Source organism: Bradyrhizobium sp. BEA-2-5, assembly GCF_032918025.1.
In the GTDB taxonomy this organism is placed as follows: Bacteria; Pseudomonadota; Alphaproteobacteria; order Rhizobiales; family Xanthobacteraceae; genus Bradyrhizobium; species Bradyrhizobium pachyrhizi.
In genome coordinates this window covers 4772095-4790857 of the sequence record NZ_CP136629.1, presented here as the reverse complement: position 1 = coordinate 4790857, position 18763 = coordinate 4772095, and the positions used below count along the sequence as shown (strand labels likewise).

The following is an 18763-nucleotide window of genomic DNA, read 5'->3' as shown; positions in this document are numbered from 1 at the left end:
GCCCGGACATTGCTCCGGGCCTTTGCTTTTGTTGACAATTTTGCTGTTACGGTGCGTCCTATGCGGACGCGGGAAATTGAATGGTTCCAGGGCCCGCGCGGGGTGCTGCTTCATTGGAAAGCGCACTAGATTGAGGAAAGGTGGGACGTTCCGGTCCCGCGCGAGAGGCAGCGAGTTCATGGCGTATCGACGCCGCAGTTCCATCCAGATGCAGGCTGCAACCGAAACGGTCGCGGTGGCGCCGACGTCGTCCACGGCGGAGAGGCCGGCCAAGCCGCGGACGCGCATGATGCGTCAATATGACCTCGTCGAGCGCGTCAGATCCTACAATCCCAACACCAACGAAGACCTGCTGAACCGCGCCTATGTCTACGCCATGAAGGCGCATGGTTCGCAGACCCGCGCCTCGGGCGATCCGTATTTCTCGCACCCGCTCGAAGTGGCGGCCATTCTCACCGACCTGAAGCTCGACGACGCCACCATCGTGGCAGCACTGCTGCACGATACGATCGAGGACACCGAGGCGACGCGAGCCGAGATCGACCAGATCTTCGGGCCGGAGATCGGCGCGCTGGTCGATGGCCTGACCAAGCTGAAGCGGCTCGAACTGGTGTCACGCGAGGCCAAGCAGGCCGAGAACCTGCGCAAATTGTTGCTGGCCATTGCTGATGATGTCCGCGTGCTTCTGGTCAAGCTCGCCGACCGCCTGCACAACATGCGCACGCTGGAATTCGTGCCGACGGAATCGCGCCGGCGCATCGCCGAGGAGACGCTCGACATCTACGCGCCGCTGGCGGGGCGCATGGGCATGCAGGAAATGCGCGAGGAGCTGGAGGATCTGTCCTTCCGCACCCTCGATCCCGAAGCCTATTCGGTGGTGATGCAGCGGCTCGACGCGCTTGCCGAGCGCAATCGCAATTTGATCGGCGAGATCGAGGACCAGCTCTCCAACAATCTGCAGAAGAACGGCATCACCGCACGGGTGTTCGGCCGCCGCAAGAAGCCGTTCTCGATCTGGACCAAGATGGAGCGCAAGTCGGTCGGCTTCGAGCAATTGTCCGACATCTTCGGCTTCCGCCTCGTCGTCAACGACATCGAGGCCTGCTATCGCGCGCTCGGGATCGTCCACACCACCTGGCCGGTCGTGCCGGGGCGCTTCAAGGACTACATCTCGACGCCGAAGCAGAACGACTACCGCTCGATCCACACCACCGTGATCGGCCCCGGCAACCAGCGCGTCGAGCTCCAGATCCGCACCGAGGCGATGGACCAGATCGCCGAGCGCGGCATCGCCGCACATGTCTTCTACAAGGAAGGCGTGGGCTCGCCGACCGAATACCTCAAGCGCGAGTCCAACGCGTTCGCCTGGCTGCGCCACACCATCGGAATCCTCTCCGAGAGCGCCAATCCCGAGGAATTCCTCGAGCACACCAAGCTCGAGCTGTTCCACGACCAGGTGTTCTGCTTCACCCCGAAGGGCAAGCTGATCGCGCTGCCGCGCCACGCCAACGTGATCGACTTCGCCTATGCGGTGCACACCGACGTCGGCAACAGCGCGGTGGGCTGCAAGATCAACGGCAAGTTCGCGCCGTTGTCCTCGGAGCTCCAGAACGGCGACGAGGTCGAGGTGCTGACCTCGGAAGCGCAGTCCGCGCCGCCGTCGGCCTGGGAAACGCTCGCAGTCACCGGCAAGGCGCGTGCCGCGATCCGCCGCGCCACGCGCACCGCGGTGCGCGATCAATATGTCGGCCTCGGCCGGCGCATCGTCGAGCGCCTGTTCGAGCGCGCCAAGATCGAATACGCCGACGACAAGCTCAAGGGTGCGCTGCCGCGGCTCGCGCGGACTTCGATCGAGGACGTCATGGCGGCGGTGGGCCGCGGCGAGATCAAGGCATCGCACGTCGCGCGTGCGATGTACCCGGACTACAAGGAGGAGCGGCTGGTGCGCTACGGCGCCAAGAAGGGCCTCGCCGCCAAGCTGAAGACGCAGAACCCGCCGCATCCGGCGCGCGCCACCTCGGTGATCCCGGTGCGGGGCATCAATTCCGACCTTCCGGTGAAGTTCGCTCCGAACGGCGGCGCCGTGCCCGGGGATCGCATCGTCGGCATCGTCACGCCGGGCGAGGGCATCACGATCTATCCGATCCAGGCGCCGGCCCTGAAGGATTTCGAGGAGGAGCCGGAGCGCTGGCTCGACGTCCGCTGGGACATCGAGGACTCCGCGCCGCAGCGCTTCCCGGCCCGCATCAAGGTGGAGAACGTCAACGAGCCCGGCGCGCTGGCGCAGATCGCGACCGTGATCGCCGAGCACGACGGCAACATCGACAACATCCACATGTCGCGCCAATCGCCTGATTTCACGGAGTTGACCATCGACCTTGAGGTCTATGACCTCAAGCATCTCAGCGCTATCATCGCCCAGTTGCGCGCCAAGGCCGTCGTCGCTCGGGTCGAGCGCGTCAATGGTTAGGGTTCCGCCTGTCATCGGCCCTCATGGTGAGGAGGCGCGTCAGCGCCGTCTCGAACCATGCAGGCCCGAGACGGGGCCACATCCTTCGAGACGCGGCGCAGGCGCCGCTCCTCAGGATGAGGGGATGGTTCAACTGGTCTGTCAGAGAGTGATTTGATGTCGTCTCCGCCGCTGCGTCTCGGTATCAATGTTGATCACGTCGCCACTCTGCGCAATGCGCGGGCCGGAGCGCGGCCCGATCCGGTGCGGCTGGCGCTTGCCGCGATTGAGGCCGGCGCCGACGGCATCACCGCGCATCTGCGCGAGGATCGCCGGCACATCCGCGACGAGGACATGGCGCGGCTGAAGGCGGAGATCTCCAAGCCGCTCAATTTCGAGATGGCGGCGACCGATGACATGTTGCGCATCTCGCTCGCCACCAAGCCGCATGCGGTCTGCCTGGTTCCGGAGCGGCGCCATGAGGTGACGACCGAAGGCGGGCTGGATGTGGTCGGCCAGCACAACGCGCTCGCGCCCTATATCGCGCGGCTGAACGATGCCGGCATCCGGGTCTCGCTGTTCATCGCCGCCGACCCCGCCCAGATCGAAATGGCCGCACGGCTGCGCGCGCCCGTGATCGAGATCCACACCGGCGCATGGTGCGACGCCGTCGTCGACGGCCACGCCGACAAGGCCGAGGCCGAATGGCGGCGGATCGTGGCGGGGGCGAAGCTGGCCAGGCGGCGGGGCTCGAGGTCCATGCCGGGCACGGGCTCGACTATGCCACGGCGGAGACGATCTCCGCGCTGCCCGAAATCCGGGAGTTGAACATCGGCTATTTCATGATGGGCGAGGCGCTGTTCGTCGGCATCGCCGGGACGGTGCGTGAGATGCGTGCGGCGATGGACCGCGGCCGCGCCAGGGCGCAGGGTGCGGTCAGGGCATGATCATCGGCATCGGCTCCGACCTGATCGACATCACCCGCGTGGCCAAGGTGATCGAACGTCATGGCGAGCGCTTCCTCGACCGCATCTTCACCGCGGCCGAGCGGGCAAAGGCGGAGCGGCGCGCCAAGAACGAGAAGATGGTGGTGGCGACCTACGCCAAGCGCTTCGCCGCCAAGGAGGCCTGCTCCAAGGCGCTCGGCACCGGCATCAGGCGCGGCGTCTGGTGGCGCGACATGGGCGTGGTCAACCTGCCGGGGGGGCGGCCGACCATGCAGCTGACCGGCGGCGCGCTGGCCCGGCTTCAGGCCCTGACGCCGGAGGGCATGCAGGCGCAGATCGACCTTTCGATCACCGACGATTGGCCGTTGGCCCAGGCCTTCGTCATAATTTCGGCGGTTGCCACCGCCAGATGAGCCCGCGGTGCAGGATTCTGCCGGAAAACTTCAGCAAACTAAAAAATCATTGATATTTCAATGAATTGCGAAGTTTTGAGGCGGCGATTGATTGCGCCCCTGCGAACAACCGTCTAAAACGCCGCAGGGTTATATCGAGCGAGACGCTGATTCCGGGTTTAGGCCGGAATTTGCCCTCAAGATCAGAATCAAGGCCATTTTCCTCACGCGAAGGCCGAACGCTTCGCGCGAAGAGAACGTTCTGCCACCGCGTGGACATCAGTCCACGGGAATTGGGAAAGCAATGAGCGTGACCACCGGGACCAAATCTGAAAGCGGCTTGGGCGAGACCATCCGGGTCGTCATTCATGCTCTCCTGATCGCGCTGGTGATCCGCACCTTCCTGTTTCAGCCTTTCAACATCCCGTCAGGCTCGATGAAGGCGACGCTGCTGGTCGGCGACTATCTGTTCGTCTCGAAATATTCCTACGGCTACAGCCACTATTCGATTCCGTTCTCGCCGCCGCTGTTCTCGGGGCGAATTTGGGGCTCGGATCCGAACCGCGGCGACATCGTCGTGTTCCGCCTGCCGAAGGACGATTCCACGGACTACATCAAGCGCGTGATCGGCCTTCCCGGCGACCGCGTCCAGGTGAAGAGCGGGCTGCTCTACATCAACGATGAGCCGATCAAGCGGGAGCGGCTGAGCGATTTCGTCGGCGAGGATCCCTGCGGCTCGGCGGATGCGACCGCCCGCGTGAAGCGCTGGAAGGAGACGCTGCCGAACGGCGTGTCCTATGAGACGCTGGACTGCGCCGACAACGGCTACATGGACAACACCAACGTCTACATGGTGCCGCCCGGCCACTTCTTCATGATGGGGGACAATCGCGACAACTCCACCGACAGCCGCTTCCTCGGCCAGGTCGGCTACGTGCCGCAGGAAAATCTGATCGGCCGCGCCCAGATGATCTTCTTCTCCATCGCCGAAGGCGAGCATGCCTGGATGTTCTGGCGCTGGCCGCTTGCCGTGCGGTGGAATCGCCTATTCTCTATCGTGCGATGAACGACGATACCGCAGCCATCAACGATCCAGCGCCGACCGGCGAGCCGAGCCAGACGCCTGCCGCCGACAGCACAGCCGCGCCGAAGAAGCGGCGCAGCAAGGCGGCCAAGGCCGCTGAGGAGAAGGCTGCGATCGCGGGCACCGAGGCGCGGATCGGGTACACGTTCCAGGATCCCGCGCTGCTGACCACCGCCTTCACCCACGTCTCCGCGCTGAAGCCCGCCACCCGCAAGCGCGGCGACAGCTATCAGCGGCTGGAATTCCTGGGCGACCACGTGCTCGGGCTCGTCGTCTCCGACATGCTCTATCACGCCTTCCCGAACGCCGACGAAGGCGAGCTGTCCAAGCGTCTGGCCGAGCTCGTGCGCAAGGAAAGCTGCGCCGACGTCGCCAAGTCGCTCGGTCTGGTCGACGACATCAAGCTCGGCTTGGTGAAGGCGGTCGAGGGCGCCCGGCTGCGCAAGTCTGTGCTCGGCGATATCTGCGAAGCGGTGATCGGAGCGATCTTTCTCGACGGCGGCTACGAGGCCGCGCGCCAATTCGTCAAGCGCAACTGGACCGAGCGCATGCACAAGCCGCGCCGTCCCTTGCGCGACCCCAAGACCGTGCTGCAGGAATGGGCGCAAGGGAAGGGACTGCCGACGCCTGTTTACCGCGAGGTCGAGCGCACCGGCCCGCATCACGACCCGCAGTTCCGCGTGGCAGTCGATCTGCCGGGGCTGGCCTCCGCCGAGGGTCTCGGTGGCAACAAGCGCGCGGCCGAGAAGGCGGCAGCATCCGCGATGATCGCGCGTGAAGGCGTCGGCACCAATGACTGACGAGACCAAAGGGCAAGGGGACGCGACGCGCTGCGGCTTCGTTGCGCTGATCGGCGCGCCGAATGTCGGCAAGTCCACGCTGGTCAACGCGCTGGTCGGGGCCAAGGTCACGATCGTCTCGCGCAAGGTGCAGACCACGCGCGCGCTGATCCGCGGCATCGTCATCGAGAACAACGCGCAAGTGATCCTGGTCGACACGCCCGGCATCTTCTCGCCCAAGCGCCGGCTCGACCGCGCCATGGTCTCGACCGCCTGGAGCGGAGCGCATGACGCCGACCTCGTCTGCGTGCTGCTGGATGCCAAGACGGGCCTCGACGAAGAAGCCAACGCGATCCTGGCCAAGCTCGAAACCGTCGCGCATCCGAAGATCCTGGTGATCAACAAGGTCGATCTGGTCCAGCGCGAGAAGCTGCTGGCGCTGGCGCAAGCCGCCAACGAGCGCATGCGCTTCGAGCACACCTTCATGATTTCGGCGCTGTCCGGCGACGGCGTTGCCGATTTGCGCCAGACGCTGGCCAAGCTGGTGCCGCCGGGCCCGTTCCTCTATCCCGAGGACCAGATGTCGGACGCGCCGATGCGGCAACTCGCGGCCGAGATCACGCGCGAAAAGATCTATCAGAAGCTGCACCAGGAGTTGCCCTACCAGTCCACGGTCGAGACCGACAGCTGGACCGACCGCAAGGACAAGTCGATCCGGATCGAGCAGACGATCTTCGTCGAGCGCGAAAGCCAGCGCAAGATCGTGCTCGGCAAGGGCGGCGCAACCATCAAGTCGATCGGCGCGGATTCGCGGAAGGAACTGATGCAGATCCTCGACGTGCCGGTGCATCTGTTCCTGTTCGTCAAGGTACGCGAGAACTGGGGTGACGATCCCGATCGCTACAAGGAAATGGGATTGGAATTCCCCAAGGAATAAGAGTCGACGTTTGCATGAACGTGCCCAGAAATGTGCTGTGGTTTGAGGTTCTGCTCTATCTGTCGCTGACGCTGGATGCGCTGTCGGTGGCGTTCCAGGACCGCACGCCGACCGTCCTGAAGTCCGAGCAGGTCATCATGGGTGAGACCCTGACGGCCGGCGGCATGATCCTGCTGCTGGTCTATTTCGTCTGGCTGGCCGCGCATCGGCGCAAGAACTGGCCGCGCTGGGCGCTGCTCGCGGTGCTCGTCCTGTCGGTGATGTCCCTGGTGCAGGTCATCGGCGCAAGGGGCATGGAGATCGACAGCGCCATCGAGGTGGTGTCATGCATCCTGACCACGGCCGGGCTGTATTATTCCTTCACCGGCGACGCGCAGGGCTGGTTCAACGCCTAGCGAGTGACGCGCGAGGAAAGCTGCGTTCATCCGCGGAATCCTGCTAAACTCCGCACATGGAATGGACCGACGAGGGTATCGTGCTGGGGGTGCGGCGGCATGGCGAGAGCAGCGCCATCGTCGAGCTCTTGACGCGCGCCCATGGCCGGCATCTCGGCCTCGTCCGCGGCGGCGCCGGCTCGCGGATGCGGCCCCTCCTGCAGCCCGGCAACAGCGTCAGCGCAGTGTGGCGGGCGCGGCTCGACGAGCATCTCGGTATGTATGCGCTGGAGGGCACGCGGCTGCGGGCGGCGACGCTGCTCGGCTCGTCGCATGCGGTCTATGGCGTCACGCATCTGGCGGCGCTGGCCCGGCTGCTGCCGGAGCGCGATCCGCATGAGGACATCTACTGGATGCTGCAGGGGACGCTCGACGATTTCGAGGACGCCGGAGTTGCCGCCGTGCACCTGATCCATTTCGAGCTGGCGATGCTCGCGGAGCTGGGTTTCGGCCTGGCGCTGGACAATTGCGCGGTGACCGGCGAGACCACGGACCTGATCTACGTCTCGCCGAAATCCGGCGGTGCGGTGTCACGCGCCGCCGGCGAGCCGTGGCGCGACCGGCTGTTGCCGCTGCCGGCGTTCCTGCGTGAAGGCGAGGGCGGCGCCAACAGCTGGTCGGACCAGGACCTGCTCGACGGCTTCCGGCTCACCGGCCTGTTCCTGCTCCGTCACGTGCTGGAGCCGCGCGGGCAGGGCCATTCCGATGCCCGCGACGGATTTATCAATGCCGTGACGAGGCGGCGGGGCCGGAGCGCAGTTCCGTAAGGCCGATTCGGGCCTTAAATTCCCGCTGATTCGCGGCTTGCCCGATTCAGCGCCAAGGTTTAACGCCTCCCCATGGGAAAACGACAGATACCGCCGGAAGAACCGGCCGAAATCCACGAGGTGCCGCTGCGCGAGGCGCTGGAAGAGCGCTATCTCGCCTACGCGCTCTCCACCATCATGCACCGCGCGCTGCCGGATGCACGCGACGGCCTGAAGCCGGTGCACCGGCGCATCCTCTACGGCATGCGCCTGCTCCGTCTCGACCCCGGCACGGCCTTCAAGAAGTCGGCGAAAATCGTCGGCGACGTGATGGGCTCGTTCCATCCGCATGGCGACCAAGCGATCTACGACGCCATGGTGCGTCTCGCGCAGGATTTCTCCTCGCGCTATCCGCTGGTCGACGGCCAGGGCAATTTCGGCAATATCGACGGCGATAACCCCGCCGCCTACCGCTATACCGAAGCGCGCATGACCGACGTCGCGCGGCTTCTGCTCGATGGCATCGACGAGGACGGCGTCGAGTTCCGCGCCAATTACGACGGCCAGTCGAAAGAGCCCGTCGTGCTGCCCGGCGGCTTCCCGAACCTGCTCGCCAACGGCGCGCAGGGCATCGCGGTCGGCATGGCGACCTCGATCCCGCCGCACAACGCCGCCGAGCTTTGCGATGCCGCGCTGCATCTGATCGAGAAGCCCGACGCGAAATCCAAGGCGCTGCTGAAGTGGGTCAAGGGTCCGGATTTCCCGACCGGCGGCATCTGCGTCGATTCCAAGCAGGCCATCGCGGAGGCCTATGCAACGGGCCGCGGCTCGTTCCGCACCCGTTCGCGCTGGATCCAGGAAGAGGGCGCCCGCGGCAGCTGGGTCGTCGTCGTCACCGAGATTCCCTTCCTGGTGCAGAAGTCGCGCCTGATCGAGAAGGTCGCCGAGCTGCTCGACCAGAAGAAGCTGCCGCTGGTCGGCGACATCAGGGACGAGTCGGCCGAAGACGTCCGCATCGTGATCGAGCCAAAGTCCAAGAACGTCGATCCCGCGCTGATGATGGAATCGCTGTTCCGGCTGACCGAGCTCGAGAACAAGATTCCGCTGAACCTCAACGTGCTGATCAAGGGGCGCGTCCCCAAGGTGGTCGGCCTGGCCGAAGCCCTGCGCGAATGGCTCGACCATCTCCGCGACGTGCTCGTCCGGCGGACCAAATTCCGCAAGACCCAGATCGAGCACCGCCTGGAAGTGCTGGGCGGCCACCTCATCGCCTATCTCAACATCGACGAGGTGATCCGGATCATCCGCGCCGAGGACGAGCCGAAGCCGGCCTTGATCAAGGCGTTCAAGCTCACCGAGTTGCAGGCCGACTCCATCCTCAACATGCGGCTGCGCAATCTGCGCAAGCTCGAGGAGATGGAGATCCGCACCGAGGACAAGGATCTGCGGAAGGAGCTGAAGGGCATCGAGGCCCTGCTGACCTCCGAGCCTGAACAGTGGAAGAAGGTCAGCGAGCAGGTCGGCAAGGTCCGCGACATGTTCGGACCGAAGACGCCGCTCGGCAAGCGCCGCACCACCTTTGCCGACGCGCCCGAGCACGATCTCGCCGCGATCGAGGAGGCCTTCGTCGAGCGCGAGCCCTGCACCGTCGTGATATCGGAGAAGGGTTGGGTGCGGACCATGAAGGGCCATGTCGAGGATCTCTCGGGCCTGGCCTTCAAGCAGGACGACAAGCTCGGCTTCGCGTTCTTCGCGGAGACGACCTCGAAGCTGCTGCTGTTCGCGACCAACGGCAAGTTCTACTCGCTCGACGTCGCGAAGCTGCCGGGCGGCCGCGGTCATGGCGAGCCGATCCGCCTGTTCATCGACATGGAGCAGGAAGCCGCGCCCGTCGCGCTGTTCGTCCACAAGGGCGGACGCAAATTCCTGGTCGCGAGCCACGAGGGCCAGGGCTTCGTCGTCAAGGAAGAGGACTGCGTCGGCAACACCCGCAAGGGCAAGCAGGTGCTCAACGTCGAGATGCCGAACGAGGCCCGCGCGATCACCACTGTGAATGGCGACACCGTTGCGGTGATCGGCACCAACCACAAGATGGTGCTGTTCGGCCTCGACCAGGTGCCGGAGATGGCGCGCGGCCGCGGCGTGCGGTTGCAGAAATACACCAGCGCGTCGCTGTCTGACGTTGCCGTGTTCGACGCCAAGGCCGGCCTGACCTGGAAGGACTCCGCCGGTCGCGAGCACAGCATGACCATGAAGGAACTGGCCGACTGGCGCGGCAACCGCGCCGACGCCGGCCGGCTCGCCCACGGCCTGCCGAAGTCGAACAAGTTCAATCGCGGCGTGGAGTAGTCGTGCGGTAGCCCGGATGAAGCGAAGCGAAATCCGGGATTTCGCGCCGGATCACCAGTGATCCCGGATTGCGCTGCGCTCCATCCGGGCTACGGGGGGCTCAGTGCGCGGTGTGATAGTATCCACATTTCACCGCGCTATAACCGTCGCCGACGACATCGGGCGACGGTTGCCATGGCGCACAATCACGGCCACAGCGGTCATTCTCACGGACATGCCGGGCATTCCCATGCCGGGCACAGCCACGCGCCCGACAGTTTCGGCACGGCCTTTGCGGTCGGCGCGTCGCTGAACTCCGCTTTCGTCGTCGCGGAGCTGATCTTCGGCTATTCCGCCAACTCGCTGGCGCTGGTCTCCGACGCGGTTCACAATCTCTCCGACGTCATCGCGCTGCTGCTGGCCTGGGGCGGGGCATGGCTCGCCGGCAGGCGGCCGACCGATACCCACACCTATGGCTACCGTCGCGCCTCGATCCTGGCGGCGCTGTTCAATGCCGGGTTGCTCCTGATCGCGGTCGGCGGCATCGCGGTCGAGGCCATCAACCGTTTGCGCGAACCGGCGGAGGTCGCAAGCTGGACCGTGGTCTGGGTCGCGGCGCTCGGCATCCTGATCAATGGCGGCACCGCGCTGCTGTTCATGCGCGGCCGCGACAGCGACCTCAATGTCCGCGGCGCCTATCTGCACATGGCGGCGGATGCCGGCGTCTCGCTCGGCGTCGTGATCGCCGCACTGCTGATCATGGCGACTGGCTGGCAGTGGCTCGATCCGGCGATCAGCCTGGTCATCGCGGTGGTGGTGCTGCTGAGCGGCTGGGAGCTCGCCCGCGACAGCGTCAACCTCGCGCTCGACGCAGTGCCGAAGGGGATTGATCTCAAGCAGGTGAGGGACTATCTCGCCGCGCTCGAAGGCGTCACCGAGGTCCACGACCTGCACATCTGGGCGATGAGCACCAGCGAGACCGCGCTGACCGCGCATCTGGTGCGGCCCGGCGGACACGACGATGTCTTCCTGCATCACGTCTGCGCCGAGCTCTCGGAGCGGTTCAGCATCCACCACGCGACGCTGCAGGTCGAGATCAGCAGCGAGACCTGCAGGCTGGCGCCGGCGGAAATGGTCTAGCCGACGCAGCCGCCACGCACTCGCATTCAATTGATCGCTCGACCCATGTCCACGTCTTCCACGGGCGGCGACGACACGGCACATTGCGACCGCGAATGGCTGGCGTGATCAACGGAGGGCGACGTGAAGAAGGCAATCGGTCTTGCAATGTTGTTCTTCGCCGTAGGCGCGCTGCCGCATGCGGACGCCGAGCCGGCGAAATCAGGCGTCGAGAAGCTCTACATCCTCAACTGCGGTGAAGGCGTTGCAGGCGACATTTCACGCTGGTCGCCCGGCGTCAATGAAGGCAAGTCGATGGACTTCGTCGACAATTGCTACCTGATCAAGCATGCCCAGGGCTGGTTCCTGTGGGACACCGGGATTCCCGACGCGGTGGCGGCGATGCCGAACGGCCTTGCGCCGGCCGACCCCAAGGCGGTCACCTGGCGGCGGCCGAAGACGCTCGCCGCGCAGCTCGACCAGCTCGGCGTCAAGCCGACGGACATCAAGGCGATCGCCGTGTCGCACACCCATCCCGATCACATCGGCAATGTCGAGCTGTTCCCGGCCGCGATGCTGTATGTGCAGAAGGCGGAATATGAATGGCCGGGCGCCAACAACGCGCCGCGCTTCAAGCCCGAGCATCCCGTGACGAAGCTCGAAGGCGACCGCGACGTGTTCGGCGACGGCAGCGTCACCATCCTGTCGACGCCGGGCCACACGCCCGGCCACCAGTCGCTGCTGGTGAAACTGCCGAAGACCGGTGCGATCGTGCTGACCGGCGATGCCGTTCACTTCAGGGATAATTGGGACAATCGGCGCGCGCCGAGCATGAACGCCAGCAAGGAGCAGACCCTGGCCTCGATGCAGAAGATCGCCGATACGCTGACGAAAGAGAAGGCGCAGCTCTGGATCAACCACGACAAGGCGCAGCGCGACGGGCTGAAGCTGTCGCCGGACTTCTATGATTGAGCCGCCTTGGCGGCGTTCACTTTCGACCAGTTTCGAAAAATCTGCGCGGTCTCCTCGTCCATCGGAAAGAAGCTTTCGATGCGCAGCTCCTGCAGCGTGACGTCCTGGGGCGTCCCCAGCGTCGCGATGGTGGTGAACAATTGCAGGCTGAGGTCGCCCTTGCGAAACAGCATCGGCAGCACCGGCCCGGATGCGGGCCCTGCCGGTGCGGCCAACGCGGCCTCGACACCGTCATAGGCCAGCAGGCGCTTGAGCAAATCCGCCGTCGCGGTGGTGCCGTCGGCGGCCGCATCGGCCTCGACGCTGCGGACGAAGTAGCCGGCAACCTCGGTCCAGTTGGTGAGATAGGGGCGCAACACGCCGGGCGCGACCAGTGCGTCGGCGAGATTGACCGCCGTGCCTGATACCAGCGGCCCGACCAGGAATTCCACCAGCTGCCCCGCGCCCGAATTGGCGAGCAGCAGGTTCCAGTGCCGGTCGACCACGACCGCCGGGAAGGGCTCCTGCTGTGCCAATATGAAATCGAGCGCGTAGCGGATCTGGGCGAGCTCCGGCGCGGCGAGGTCGGTTTGCCGCCAGACCGGCGCGAAGCCGGCCGCGACCAAGAGCGCATTCTGCTGGCGCAACGGCACGTCGAGCGCCGCGGCAATCCGGATCACCATGTCGCGGCTCGGCGCGGCGCGGCCGAGCTCGAGAAAGCTGAGATGGCGCTGCGAGATATCCGCGCGCCCGGCGAGCTCGAGTTGCGAGTGCCCCTTACGCTGCCGCCACCAGCGCAGGCTGGCTGCAAAATCGCGCTGCTGCGACATGAGTACCTGTGAAGTAGTTGCCGGAATGATCTCGCCGGGCAAGATGCCACAAGCGAACCGAAAACGCATGGGGATCGGGATGGGCGAGTGGATCGGCGTTGCGATTGCACTGGTCTCGAGCTGCCTCGGCGGCACCGCCGCGGCGATCACCCGTTACCTGGCGGGCAATGCCGACCCGATCACACTGGCGATCCTGCGCTGGGCGATCGGCTTTCTCTGCGTGCTGCCCGCCGCGGTCCTGCTCGGGGCGAAATGGCCGCGGCGCGCGGATTTGCCGGCGGTCGCGGCGCTTGGCGTCGCCTTCTTCGGCGTGTTCTTCGTGCTCTATAATCTCGCGATGTCCTACACGACGGCGGCACGCGCCAGCCTGGCGCTCGCGACCTTGCCGCTCTCCACCATGGTGGTCGGCGCCATGCTCGGCATCGAGCCGCTGACGATGCGCAAATCGATCGGGGTCTCGATCGCGGTGCTCGGCGTGGCGGCGGCGCTGGCATCCGGGCTGGCGGCGGCGCCAGTGGGCGCCTGGCGCGGCGAGTTGATCATGACCGGCGCCGTGTTCTGCATGGCGTTCTACAACGTGTTGTCGCGTCCGCTGATGCAGCGCTCCAGCGCGCTCGGCTTTCTCACCGTCGGCATGGGCGCGGGCGCGGCGGCGCTGGTGGCGGTGGGATCGTTCACCGGCAGCCTGGCGACGCTGCGCGAGTTCGGCGCGTCGCAATGGATCGCGGGGGTCTATCTGGGCATTGGCGGCGGCGCGCTCGCCTTCATCCTCTGGGTCATGGCGCTGGCGCGGGCGACGCCGACCCGGGTCGCCAATACGATGACGGTCAATCCGATCGCCGCCGGGCTGCTTGCGAAGCAACTGGTCGGCGAGCCGATCACGACCAATCTGGTCGTCGGCCTGATCGCGGTCTTCGCAGGGATCTGGATCGCGACGTCGGAAACCAAATCGGTCTGATCAGCTGCGCGGGGCGGCCGGCGTGGTCGCCGATGGGGCAGGCGAGTGCGTCGGCTTCAGCGTGCCGGCGTAGAACGACAGGACGAACACCAGGATGAGGCCGGCAAGGTAGACCCCATAGGATTGCGGCGGGGTGATCGCCCATTGCATGAGGCGTCGGATCGGATTTGGCGGGCCAGCGTCGTTGTCCATGCGCTGTTGTGCGCGAAGGGGTGGACAAAAGGAAGTGGAATCGGCGCCATTCGGCGACCGTGTTCCGCGCGAAATGGTGAGGCGGGCGGCCTTGCAATGCCGCATTGGCATTCGCATCTGTCACGCGACGACCAGCCCTTCCTCCCGCACCAATTGCCCGGCATAATCCAGCTTATGGAACTGACGCCCCGTTTGCGCCTCATGAATTGGCTGGTCCGCCAGGGTCTGACGGGCCTGCCGGAAAACGACCTGCTGCGCGGTTTCTGCGAGCGCTGCCGAGCCGCGGGCATGCCGCTGTCGCGGGCGATCGTCTTCATCGATACGCTGCATCCGATCTTCGAGGGACGCGGTTTCCGCTGGAACGACGGCGAGAGCAACGAGGCCGACATCTTCGAGTACGGCTCGACCAGCACCGGGGAGGCCAGCCAGACCTGGCGGCGGTCGGCCTTCTATCACATGCTCGAAAACGGCCATGACGAGATAGTGATCGATCTCGCCGACACCTCGCACGATTTCTCGATGATCGGCGAGCTGGCCGAAAAGGGCCACAAGCATTTCGCCGCCTTCGTGCATCGCTTCGGCGAGGCCGGCACGATCGGCGAGATGGACTGCTTCTACTCCTACTACACCACCCGCCATTCGGACGGGTTCGACGAGAACCACATGGCGGCGCTGCGCGACCTGGTGCCGGTGCTAGGGCTCGCGATCAAGTCGGCCGCCCAGGTCGAGATCGCCCGCACGCTCGGACGGGTCTATCTCGGCCGCGACACCGCGGAGCAGGTGCTGCGCGGACGCATGCAGCGCGGCATCACCGAGAAGATCAACGCGGTGCTGTGGTATTCGGATTTGCGCGGCTCGACCGGGATCAGCGAGAGCATCGGCCCCGACGAGATCATTCCGTTCCTCAACGACTATGCGCAGACGGTGATCGACGCGATCCATCACGCCGGCGGCGACGTGCTGAAGCTGATCGGCGACGGCGTGCTTGCGATGTTCACCGGCGAGAACGTCGCAGGCGCGAAGCGGGCCGCGCTGCGGGCCGAGCACAGATTCCGACATAACATCCGCGTGCTGAACGATCGCCGCGAGAACGAGGGCCGTCCGACCACGTCGGCCTATGTCGGCCTGCATGTCGGCGAGGTCTTTTACGGCAATATCGGCAGCGAGGACCGGCTCGATTTCACCGTGGTCGGCCCGACCGTCAACGAGGTCAGCCGCATCGCCTCGATGAGCCGCTCGGTCGACCGCGAGCTGCTGACTTCGACGGACTTTCGCACCGGGCTCGACGCCGCCGGCCGCAACTATCTGGTCTCCACCGGTCGCTTCGTGCTGCGCGGCATCGGCCATGCGCAGGATCTCTACACGCTGGACCCGGCGATTGCCGCCGACGAGGTCGTCGGCGGCAAATACGAGCGGTACCTGGCGAGCTGATCAGCAGCGCGCGGGTTCGCCGACCATGTCGGGCTGCCGCGTCAACGACACTGCGGGCGACATCAGGATCACCAGCGCCTGGGCGGCGAAGATCGCGGCCGCGAGATAGAGGCAGGCTTCAGCGCCGTAGAGGCCGCCGACGATCGCGCCCAGCGCCGAGCCGAGCGGACGGGCGCCATAGCTCATGATGTTGATGGCGGAGACGCGTCCCAGGAGGCGCGGCGGCGTCACCGACTGGCGCAGCGTCGTGGTCGAGATCACCCACAGGATCGGACCGACGCCGAGCAGGAAGAAGCTGAGGCCGGCGAGCAGCGGCGTCGCAATCCAGGTCGTCAGCGCCATCACGGCTGCGGCGACGAAGCCGGTAACCGGGCCGAGCCCGATCACGGTGCCGAACGCCAGCCGCTTCATCACGCGGGTCGCGAACAGCGCACCGACCACCATGCCGACGCCGTACATCGCAAGCGTGGCGCCGACACCGGTCGCGCTGAGCCCGAGATGGCGCACGGCATAGGGCACGAACACGGCGATCTGCAGGAACCAGCCGGTGTTGAAGATGAACTGGGTGATGAATACCGGCCGCAGCAGCGGATGGTGGAACACGAAGGCCGCGCCTTCGCGGATCTCCTGGAGCGGATGGCGCCGCGGCGCCGGCCCGCGCGCGGGCTCGTAGATGCCGGAGAGCAGCACGACCGCGATCGCCGACAATGCCGCGGCGAAGCCGAATGCGGGCGCAGCCCCGACCCAGCCGACCAGCACGCCGCCGAGCGCGGGGCCGCTGGCGAACGCGACGGTACGCGCGAGCTCGATGCGGGCGTTCGCCGCCGGCAATTGCTGTGACGTCACCAGCGAGGGGACCAACGCCGGCGCAGCGACGCTATAGGCAACCGTGCCGCAGACCGCGATGAAGCCGAGCAAAGCGAGCAGCGGCAGCGTCATCAGGCTGAGCCACAGCAACAGCAGGATCGCGGCAAGCGCGGCCGCGCGCAGCGCTTCGGAGCCCGCCATCACCCAGCGCCGCGACACGCGGTCGGCCAAGAGGCCGGCGGGGATCGCAAACAGGATGAAGGGTAGCGTCAGCGCGGTCTGCAACAGGCCAGTCTGGCCTTCGCCGACGCCGAGCAGCAGCACGGCGACGATCGGCGCAGCCGCAAGCGCAATCTGTTCGGCCGATTGCGCGGCGAGATTGGACCAGGCCAGGCGATTGAAGGTGGCCGGCAGGCGAGGCGTATCGGCGGACATGGCAAAACCCTTGGGAGATTCGATCTGGCCATAGTGTGTGGTTGGCGGGCGTCCGATCCCACCCGTTTCCCGACAACGCCAAGCAAAAGGCCCGCCGGGGAGGGCGGGCCTTGCCGATGCGATGTTCACAACCTGACTATGCTATCGAGGATTGGGATCGCAAGCGAGTTGGCCCGTGATCGCGCCTGCGCTGTGCTACGACCTCGGGCCAAGCGTCGCGTGGCCGGATCCCGATATGGTGGTCGGCGGCGTTGCCGGACTGTCGACGGACGGGGCCGGCACTTCTGCTTGAGTGGCACGCAGCGCACTCAATAGGTTGGTCATGGCGTCGGGCCCTGCGGGGAAGCCCGCCTCCGAGAGGATCTTGTCGATCATCGGCTTGAACGCCGAGACCGACAGCAATTGCGCGGCGAGGCCGTCGCCGAGCCCGAGACCGCCATTGCCGTTGGCATGGCCGTTGGCGCCGCCGCGGCCGAGCATGCTGCCGGTGTCGAAGATCCGGATGTCGGAAATCTTCTCGATCGGCTTCACCGCCTCGGCGAGCGCGCTCGGGATCACGTTGATCCGCGCGAGGTTGAGATCGTAGGCGATCATGTCGGCGCTCAGCCTGTTGCGCGCCTCCGCCTTCATGGTCGCGACCTCGGCTTCGGCCTGGCCGAGCGCCTTGACGCCGGCAGCGCGGGTGGTGGCGGCGGCCGCATCGGCCTTGGCGAGCACGTTGGTGGCTTCCGCCTTGTTGGCGGCGGCCTGGCGTTCGGCCTCGGCCATGACAGTGATCGGCATCGCGTCGGTCTCGGCCGCCTTGCGCGCCGCGATCACGTTGATGATCTTGTCGCGCTCGGCGATCTCGGTGGCGCGGGCGGTGGTGACCTTTTCCTCGGCGGCGATCGCGACGGCGCGCGCGGTCTCGGCGATGGTCTGGGCCTCCGACTGCTCCTTGCTCTTGGCCGCGACCGCGATGGCGCTTTCCTGCGCCACGATCTGAAGGTCGCGCTCCATCTCGGTGTTGCGGCGCTTGACCGCGAGATCGGCCTCGATCTTGCGGGTGTCGCGGGCCTGGTTGGCCTCGGTCTGCTTGTTGGCGACCGCGAGCTCCTGCTGGATGCGGTATTCGGCCTCGTTTTGCAGCGCGGTCTGTTCGACCTGCGCCGTCTGCGCGCGCATCGCGGCGGTCTTGTTGGCGATGTCGCGCTGCTGGGCGAGCTCGGCCTCGCGCTTGGTGCTTTCGATCGTCAGCGTGGTCTGCCGCGCCACCAGGTCCTGCTGGGCGATGTTGACCTCGGTGGTACGGACGATCTGGTTGCGCTCCTGCTCACGCTCCTTGGTGATCTTGGTCAGCGTGGTCAGGCCGTGCGCATCGAAGAAATTGCTCGGGTTGAAGTGCTTGATGTCGCTCTGGTCGAGCTTTGTCAGCGACACTGATTCAAGCTCGAGACCGTTGTTCTGGATGTCGGCGCCGACGGCGTCCTGCACCGCCTTGACGAAGGTCGCGCGCTGCTCCTGCAATTCCTCGAGGTTCATGGTCGCGGCGACCGAGCGCAGGCCGTCGACGAACTTGGCCTCGACCAGTTCGCGCAGCTCGGCGGCGTCATTGGTGCGGTTGCCGAGCGTCTGCGCCGCGAGCGCGATCGACGACGAGTCGGGTTTGACGCGCAGATAGAACTCGGCGCCGATGTCGACGCGCATGCGGTCCTTGGTGATCAGCGAGTCCGGGCCGCCGCGCGCGACCTCGAGCCGCAGCGTTTTCAGGTTCACCGCCGCGGTGGAGTGGAAGATCGGCAGCACGAGCGAGCCGCCGTCGAGCACCACCTTCTGGCCGCCGAGGCCGGTGCGTACATAGGCCTCGTCGCGCGTCGAGCGCTTGTAGAGCTTTGCGAACAGGAGACCGATGACGAGGATGACGATGACGCCAATAACAACGGGTACAGCAAGTTCCCACATGTG

16 protein-coding genes and 1 pseudogene are annotated in these 18763 nt (G+C 66.0%); 13 read left to right on the top strand and 4 right to left on the bottom strand.

Annotated features, from left to right (window positions below; translation table 11 throughout):
* The first annotated feature begins 178 nt into the window (after positions 1-178).
* The 11 genes and pseudogenes from RX327_RS22435 (at position 179) to RX327_RS22385 (ending at position 12187) form a co-directional block, all read left to right on the top strand.
* Positions 179-2470 (top strand): bifunctional (p)ppGpp synthetase/guanosine-3',5'-bis(diphosphate) 3'-pyrophosphohydrolase, encoded by a 2292-nt coding sequence (locus RX327_RS22435; RefSeq protein WP_317247147.1) that lies wholly within the window; start codon positions 179-181, stop codon positions 2468-2470.
* A 156-nt stretch (positions 2471-2626) separates the two neighbouring features.
* Positions 2627-3396, top strand: a pseudogene (locus RX327_RS22430) (pyridoxine 5'-phosphate synthase).
* The gene (acpS, locus tag RX327_RS22425) at positions 3393-3809 is read left to right on the top strand and encodes a holo-ACP synthase (RefSeq protein WP_317247146.1); all 417 of its coding nucleotides are present in this window, start codon (positions 3393-3395) and stop codon (positions 3807-3809) included. Before RX327_RS22430 ends, acpS begins: the two are co-directional and overlap by 4 nt.
* Positions 3810-4092: 283 nt before the next feature.
* Positions 4093-4854 (top strand): signal peptidase I, encoded by a 762-nt coding sequence (gene lepB, locus RX327_RS22420; protein WP_317247145.1) that lies wholly within the window; start codon positions 4093-4095, stop codon positions 4852-4854.
* A complete protein-coding gene (rnc, locus tag RX327_RS22415; RefSeq protein WP_317247144.1) occupies positions 4851-5672 on the top strand; it encodes a ribonuclease III in 822 nt (273 codons plus the stop codon). Before lepB ends, rnc begins: the two co-directional genes overlap by 4 nt.
* Positions 5665-6588, top strand: coding sequence for a GTPase Era (era, locus tag RX327_RS22410; RefSeq protein WP_317247143.1), 924 nt, complete (start codon positions 5665-5667; stop codon positions 6586-6588). The genes rnc and era overlap by 8 nt, the downstream gene beginning before the upstream one ends.
* 14 nt (positions 6589-6602) lie before the next feature.
* Complete coding sequence (locus RX327_RS22405) at positions 6603-6983, top strand: hypothetical protein (RefSeq protein ID WP_317247142.1); 381 nt, start codon at positions 6603-6605, stop codon at positions 6981-6983.
* Between the two features lie 56 nt (positions 6984-7039).
* Entirely contained in the window at positions 7040-7789 is a 750-nt protein-coding gene (gene recO, locus RX327_RS22400; RefSeq protein ID WP_317247141.1) for a DNA repair protein RecO, read from the top strand.
* A gap of 72 nt (positions 7790-7861) precedes the next feature.
* Positions 7862-10117 (top strand): DNA topoisomerase IV subunit A, encoded by a 2256-nt coding sequence (gene parC, locus RX327_RS22395; protein WP_317247140.1) that lies wholly within the window; start codon positions 7862-7864, stop codon positions 10115-10117.
* A 174-nt stretch (positions 10118-10291) separates the two neighbouring features.
* Positions 10292-11236 (top strand): cation diffusion facilitator family transporter, encoded by a 945-nt coding sequence (locus RX327_RS22390; protein WP_050384944.1) that lies wholly within the window; start codon positions 10292-10294, stop codon positions 11234-11236.
* Between the two features lie 147 nt (positions 11237-11383).
* Positions 11384-12187: an N-acyl homoserine lactonase family protein gene (locus RX327_RS22385; protein ID WP_050384963.1), complete on the top strand. Its 804-nt coding sequence runs from the start codon at positions 11384-11386 to the stop codon at positions 12185-12187.
* Here the strand turns inward: RX327_RS22385 and RX327_RS22380 are convergent.
* Positions 12178-12996: a helix-turn-helix domain-containing protein gene (locus tag RX327_RS22380; RefSeq protein ID WP_050384943.1), complete on the bottom strand. Its 819-nt coding sequence runs from the start codon at positions 12994-12996 to the stop codon at positions 12178-12180. The genes RX327_RS22385 and RX327_RS22380 overlap by 10 nt on opposite strands.
* 79 nt (positions 12997-13075) lie before the next feature.
* On the opposite strand from RX327_RS22380, the gene RX327_RS22375 reads away from it, so the two are divergent.
* Positions 13076-13954 carry a DMT family transporter gene (locus RX327_RS22375; RefSeq protein ID WP_317247139.1) on the top strand — a complete coding sequence of 293 codons (879 nt, stop codon included), beginning with the start codon at positions 13076-13078 and terminating at the stop codon, positions 13952-13954.
* Here the strand turns inward: RX327_RS22375 and RX327_RS22370 are convergent, their stop codons facing one another.
* Entirely contained in the window at positions 13955-14146 is a 192-nt protein-coding gene (locus RX327_RS22370) for a hypothetical protein (RefSeq protein ID WP_050384942.1), read from the bottom strand.
* A 174-nt stretch (positions 14147-14320) separates the two neighbouring features.
* Between RX327_RS22370 and RX327_RS22365 the strand changes: the two genes are divergently transcribed.
* Entirely contained in the window at positions 14321-15577 is a 1257-nt protein-coding gene (locus RX327_RS22365) for an adenylate/guanylate cyclase domain-containing protein (protein ID WP_317247138.1), read from the top strand.
* Here the strand turns inward: RX327_RS22365 and RX327_RS22360 are convergent, their stop codons facing one another.
* Together RX327_RS22360 and RX327_RS22355 are read right to left on the bottom strand one after the other, a co-directional pair.
* Positions 15578-16819 (bottom strand): MFS transporter, encoded by a 1242-nt coding sequence (locus RX327_RS22360; RefSeq protein ID WP_317247137.1) that lies wholly within the window; start codon positions 16817-16819, stop codon positions 15578-15580. It abuts the gene before it with no gap.
* 195 nt (positions 16820-17014) lie between these two features.
* On the bottom strand, positions 17015-18760 hold the full coding sequence (locus RX327_RS22355) for a flotillin family protein (RefSeq protein WP_050384939.1): 1746 nt from the start codon (positions 18758-18760) through the stop codon (positions 17015-17017).
* Between the last annotated feature and the right edge of the window lie 3 nt (positions 18761-18763).